This window comes from Adonisia turfae CCMR0081 (assembly GCF_011009555.1).
GTDB lineage: Bacteria > Cyanobacteriota > Cyanobacteriia > Phormidesmidales > Phormidesmidaceae > Leptothoe > Leptothoe turfae.
In genome coordinates this window covers 6,372,838-6,378,837 of record NZ_QXHD01000004.1, presented here as the reverse complement: position 1 = coordinate 6,378,837, position 6,000 = coordinate 6,372,838, and the positions used below count along the sequence as shown (strand labels likewise).

The 6,000-nt window shown below is 48.2% G+C and carries 5 protein-coding genes; all 5 read left to right on the top strand.

Annotation, left to right across the window (positions count from 1 at the left end; translation table 11 throughout):
* The first annotated feature begins 180 nt into the window (after window positions 1–180).
* The 5 genes from DXZ20_RS31055 to DXZ20_RS31035 all read left to right on the top strand — a co-directional run bounded on the left by DXZ20_RS31055 (window position 181) and on the right by DXZ20_RS31035 (window position 5,942).
* On the top strand, window positions 181–1,626 hold the full coding sequence (locus DXZ20_RS31055) for an O-antigen ligase domain-containing protein (protein WP_163670878.1): 1,446 nt from the start codon (window positions 181–183) through the stop codon (window positions 1,624–1,626).
* A 247-nt stretch (window positions 1,627–1,873) separates the two neighbouring features.
* Entirely contained in the window at window positions 1,874–2,344 is a 471-nt protein-coding gene (locus DXZ20_RS31050; protein WP_163702756.1) for a hypothetical protein, read from the top strand.
* Window positions 2,345–2,348: 4 nt separating this feature from the next.
* A complete protein-coding gene (locus tag DXZ20_RS31045; RefSeq protein WP_163702755.1) occupies window positions 2,349–3,641 on the top strand; it encodes a glycoside hydrolase family 17 protein in 1,293 nt (430 codons plus the stop codon).
* An 82-nt stretch (window positions 3,642–3,723) separates the two neighbouring features.
* Window positions 3,724–4,881, top strand: coding sequence for a glycosyltransferase (locus DXZ20_RS31040; protein WP_163670873.1), 1,158 nt, complete (start codon window positions 3,724–3,726; stop codon window positions 4,879–4,881).
* A complete protein-coding gene (locus DXZ20_RS31035) occupies window positions 4,881–5,942 on the top strand; it encodes a glycosyltransferase family 4 protein (RefSeq protein WP_163702754.1) in 1,062 nt (353 codons plus the stop codon). The genes DXZ20_RS31040 and DXZ20_RS31035 overlap by 1 nt, the downstream gene beginning before the upstream one ends.
* Window positions 5,943–6,000 lie beyond the last annotated feature (58 nt).

Here is a 6,000-nt window from a genome sequence, read left to right as displayed (position 1 = left end):
TTGCGTACGCTGGTGGCACTTAGCGCCAGCTACCTACCACAGTCCATGGCCTACTCCTTAGCCCATATGCGCAGTCCTGGACTGTTCACAAGATTCCGATAGCAGACAGCGCTGGCTATTTATTTTCTGATGCTAATAATTCCAAGACAGATTTCTGAGATAGACCTCTAACGCCATTAGATGATCTTGCAAGAGCAACAACCAGGCAATTATTTCCCGAGCCATGGCACGTTTTCATGGCTGCGTTTTCGGCCTGCGTTAGCCTGGACCGGTATTCTGAGCTTGGTGCTAATCACAGGCCTGGGCACGGTTGCTGGAGCAGGCAGCCTGTTACGGCTGTTATTTCCATTGATGGCCACTGCCGTCGGTGTTTTGTTGTATGTGCGTTATCCCTTACTCTACATAGGATTTACCTGGTGGATTTGGTTTTTAACGCCCCTGGTACGTCGGTTAATTGATCAGCGCAGTGGTTGGCAAGATCCTAGCATTGTCTTATTGGCACCCCCTTTGGTGACCTTAATCTCTGCTGCCACACTGGTGCGCTATTTGCCGAAGATTCATCGTCAGGGGGGGCTGCCCTTTATTCTCTGTTTTGTCAGCGTCTTTTATGGATTTCTGATGGGCCTAGTGCAAAACTCGGTAGCAGGCACCCTTGTTGCATTGTTAAACTGGCTGCCCCCACTCCTATTTGGCTTTCACCTATTTGTTAACTGGCGTCAATATCCTGTGTGTCGTCAAACAATCCAGCGCACCTTCCTCTGGGGGACTTTGGTGATGGGGGGCTACGGCGTATGGCAGTATCTAACAGCTCCGGAATGGGATCGCTTTTGGTTAAGCAATGCGGTGGATACAAATGTGTTTGGTTATCCAGAACCCTTAGGGATTCGGGTATGGAGCACGATGAATTCTCCTCAGCCGTTTGCAGCTGTGATTATGGCAGGGCTGATTTTGCTGTTGAGTAATCGCGAAAGCATAAAGTTTGTTGCCACTGGCGTCGGATATCTCTCCTTTTTACTGACCCTGGCTCGCTCAGGGTGGCTGAGCTGGGTGGCTGCGCTAATGCTTTATCTGCCCTCACTTAAATCACACTTGCAAGTTAGGTTGCTCATTACTCTAATGAGTATGGCTTTATTGGTGGTTCCATTAGCCTCCGTAGAGCCCCTGGCCAGCGAGATTGCTCCTCGATTAGAATCTCTGTCAAACACCCAAGAGGATGGTAGTTATCAAGCCCGTTTGGATGGCTATAACGAGTTGCTCGGGCAGGCTCTTACTGAAGGTGTGGGTCGCGGTTTGGGAACGGTGGTAGAAAGTAGCCGTTTAGGAAGCCAGGACAGCGGTATTTTGACATTGTTATTTTCTTTGGGGTGGATGGGAACAATTCCTTACATTACCGGAGTATTTTTGATCTTCTTCAAGCTGTTTGAGGGAACCGAAGCGAGTTTTGATACATTTGCCAGTGCATCGCGTGCGATCGCATTTGGCATTTTTGCTCAGATGGGTCTCAATGTCTCCATGGTGGGTGTTGTTGGCATGGTGCTGTGGGGCTTTTTAGGCATTGGCCTAGCGGCATCCCGCTATCATGCCAAATCCAAATTTGAGCGTTATGAAATTTGGGACCAAAATTAACTCCATAATCTAAACAGTTAAAATCATGATTGCTAAAGGCCTGATTAAAAATACAAAATATCGAACAGGACACATCATGGGACGCCATGAAATCCTGTTTCAGTTCCTTCCTTTTTCTGAAAAAAACCGATGGAAGAAAATATCACCTGATAAAGATATTTGTATAGAAGGGTTCCCCCGCTCGGCGAACTCTTTTTTTGCGAAGATGTTTCGGTTGTATAATCCGACTGCTAAAGCCGCGCACCATATGCACGCGCCATTGCAGGTCATTAAAGCTGTCAACTATGGCATTCCCTGTGTTGTGTTGATTCGCAATCCCATTGATGCTATCGCTTCTGTTTTGGTGGTTGATCGTACTCTGTCTACACGTTTTTCCATTCAAAGCTACATCAATTTTTACGAGAAGATTTGGCCCGTTCGCGATGATGTCACCATTTCAGACTTCAAAGATACAACCCAACGCCCTCAGTATGTGGTGGAAAGAATCAACCAGCGCTATGGCACTTCATTTCATATGGAGCCCATTACCCCTGAAACCCGAGATACGATTTTTAATCAGCTACAGGAAACTCAAAAACAACTGAAACAACCTGAGCATTTAGTTGCTATTCCAACTGTAGCTAAGGCTCGAATTAAACAGGATGTGCTTCAAGAACTGAAAGAACATCCGCTCTTACCCACCGCTAATTCGCTCTATCGGAGATTTTTGGAAATCTAAACCTATGAAATCGTTGTTGTCACCCTGGATTCAGCGTCGTCAGTATTTGCTTGTGTTATTGGTGAGCACTGTATTTGCCTGTAGTACGGTGCTGCCAGGTCAATCCCAGAACCCATCCGAAACGGCTCACGCGGCTAGCTCATTTATTGATTCACTGGGTGTTGTTGTCCATCTAAACAGATCCAATAGTGCCTACCGTAATTACGATTCCATTATTAAGCCGAGATTACAAGAACTGGGTGTGCGTCATATTCGAGACGGCGTTCGGCTAGATGATCGAGAAACCCAGCAAAAATTTGTGGATCTTGCCACCGTCGGTATCAAGTCCACGTTAGTAATGGATCCCAGAGATCAGCAAGATGCCTCCGTTGCCGTTGATATTGTGAAGGCAATACCCACAGCGGTCGAGGCGGTTGAAGGTCCGAATGAGTGGGATGTTTGGCCTGATTTATCCTACAAAGGACAGCCCTTTCCCCAGGGAGTAAGATTGTTTCAGTCTGAACTTTTCAATGCTGTCAAGCAAGATCCAGCCACCGCCAGACTTGACGTACTGAGCCCGACGGTGGCCCTTTGGCATAATGCCACATCGCTGGGTGAAGTTGTTTGTGATTATGGAGCGATGCATAGCTACCCCGGCGGCCAGCCTCCGACAGCGGGCTTAGATTGGCACTGGATTCCATCTACACGACAAATCTGTCCTGATAAGCCTCTGATCGCAACAGAGACTGGCTGGCATAATGCAGTTGCAGCTGAATCTGGTCAGCCAGGCATTTCAGAAGCAGCGGCTGGAAAGTATGTCCCTCGCCTTTGGCTGGAATATTTTAATCGCGATATTCAGCGAGTATATATCAATGAGTTCATCGACAAGTGGCAGACGGCTGATAAGGAGGGGAATTTTGGTATTCTGCGGCAAAATGGCACCCCTAAACCAGCGTTTACTGCGCTACAGAACCTAATAGCGCTATTGCGAGATGGGGAAGGTGTATTCTCGCCAGGTGCTCTCAGCTACACTATGGTTGGAGCAACAACAAATGTGCATCACACCTTGCTACAAAAACGGGATGGACGCTTTTATCTGATTCTCTGGCAAGAGGTGCCAAGCTTTGATGTATCCAACAAGCGAGATATTTCAGTGCCAACCCAGGCAGTGACAGTGAGATTAACCACGGCCATTAGATCCGCCAGCCTCTATCAACCCCTAAGGTCAACGGATGCTACGGCCAGGTATAACAATCCTCGGTCACTGGTCTTAAATGTTGCTGATGAACCCTTGGTGGTGGAGCTTGCTCCAGCGTAGATGCAATATAGCTTGTGCTCTCTACGGCTTAACGAGTAGCGATTGATGCCAGAGATTTTGTATTCGATCTTTAAGAGTCAAAATGCCAAAACCATTTATTAGTTTATTTATTCCCAATCTTGATGGCGGCGGGGCGGAGCGAGTCATGCTCCACCTGGCGGAAGGATTTGCTGAGCGAGGATTTGCTGTTGATCTAGTGGTTGCCAAGGCTGAGGGAGCCTATCTATCGAATATTCCAGACAATATCCGGCTGATAAATTTAGAGGCCAAATCACCTGTACTTCTGTTTAAGACATTGGCCCTAAAACAGTATCTGAAGCAGGAACAGCCTGCTTTCTTAATCTCAACGCTGGATATTTTTAGCTCTGCTACTTGGGCAAAACTTTTAGCGGGGGTGAACACGCGGGTGGTGATGTGTGTTCAAACCAATCTGTCCCAACAGTTTCAAGATCGCCACGCCATGCTGATGCAAAAGATTAAGTGGGCGGTGGTCAAGCGGTTTTATCCATGGGCCGATGCCATTGTGACCGCATCAGAGGGGGTGGCCCGTGATTTGGAGCAACATACCCAAATCTCAATGCAGCAGATGACGGTTATCCATAACCCCGTGGTTACCTCAGACTTTACTCAGAAAGCGCAGGAAACCATTGCTCATCCATGGTTTGAAGAAGGTCAACCGCCTGTGTTGTTGGGGGTGGGACGGATTGTTAAACAAAAGAGTTTTGCCACCCTTGTACAGGCGTTTGCCCTTGTGCGTAAACAACATCCGGCACGGCTAATGATTTTGGGAGATGTAGATCCGCGAGAGCCTGAGGTTAAGCCTGAGTTGGATGCCTTAATTGAAAAGTTTGGATTACAGGACGATGTGTTGTTTCTGGGCTTTGTGGAGAATCCCTATGCCTATATGGCGAGAGCCAATGTCTTTGTGTTGTCTTCAATCTATGAGGGCTTTGGCAATGTGGTAGCAGAAGCGATCGCAGCTGGCACTCCGGTGGTATCCACTGACTGTGAGAGCGGTCCGGCGGAAATTTTAAACAAGGGTCAGTACGGTGCACTGGTGCCGGTGGGTAACTATGAAGCGATGGCTAATGCTATCGTCTCGACCCTGAAAGACCCCATGGATACCACGGTGCTGAAGGCGCGATCGCAAGCCTTCACCATAGACTGCATCGTGCGCCAATATCTAGACGTCTTGAACAGTTTACAGGCTATGCAACAAACCACTGCTGGAGCCATATAATGCGAGTCCTACACATCCTCAACCATATTCAAAAAGTAGGGAATGGGATTGTCAACGTTGCGGTGGATTTGGCTTGCCTTCAGGCTCAAGCTGGATATGAGGTCAGTGTTATCTCTGGTGGCGGTGAATATGAAGCATTGTTGGACCAATATCAGGTGACCCATTTTCGGTTAAACCAAACCCGAACCTGGCGTAATTTGATGCATGCAGCGTCCCAGTATCGTACAATCGTGCGTCAGGTAAAGCCTGACATTGTCCATGCCCACATGATGACAGGGGCTGTCCTGGCTCGCGGTTTAAAGCTTTGGAGTAAATACGGTTTAGTAGCAACCGTTCACAACGAATTTCAAGAAAGCGCCAAGTTCATGGGTTTGGCCGATCGCGTCATTGCCGTGAGCCAGGCGGTGTCTAAATCGATGCAGCAGCGAGGTATTCCCACACGCAAGCTGCGAGTTGTCACCAACGGCACCCTTGAAAGTCCTCGGGTAGGTGCCCTAACAGAGTGCTCTCCTGCCTATTTACAGCGCCCAGCAATTACCACAGTAGCTGGCATGAACTCTCGCAAGGGAATTTCTGAGCTGATTGCGGCATTTGAACGAGTGGCTTCAGATTTTCCAGAGGCCCATCTGTACCTGGTGGGCCATGGTCCGGAAAAAGAGCAATTTCAGTCCCAGGCCCGCCAAACCCGTGTAGCACATCGCATTCATTTTGAAGGGTTTCAGTCTGATCCTCGCGCCTATCTATTATCGACAGATGTTTTTGTTCTAGCCTCCCATCGAGAACCCTTTGGATTGGCTATCTCAGAAGCCCGAGAAGTTGGTTGTGCCATCGTCGCTAGTCACGTTGACGGCATCCCAGAAGTATTGGAACATGGCAAAGCCGGGTTGTTAGTGCCACCAGGCGACAGTCAGGCCCTGGCCACAACCATAGCCGATCTGCTGAAGCATTCTACCAAACTCAATTATTGGAAAGAACAGGCTCAAAAAAATCTTGACTGGCTTAATGCTACCCGTGTTGCCACCGAAACTCTCGGAGTATATGGCGAGCTCAAACCCAATTGACTGATATAAAAAAACTACTCCCTATTCCCTATTCCCCCACTCCCTACTCTCCAACTTA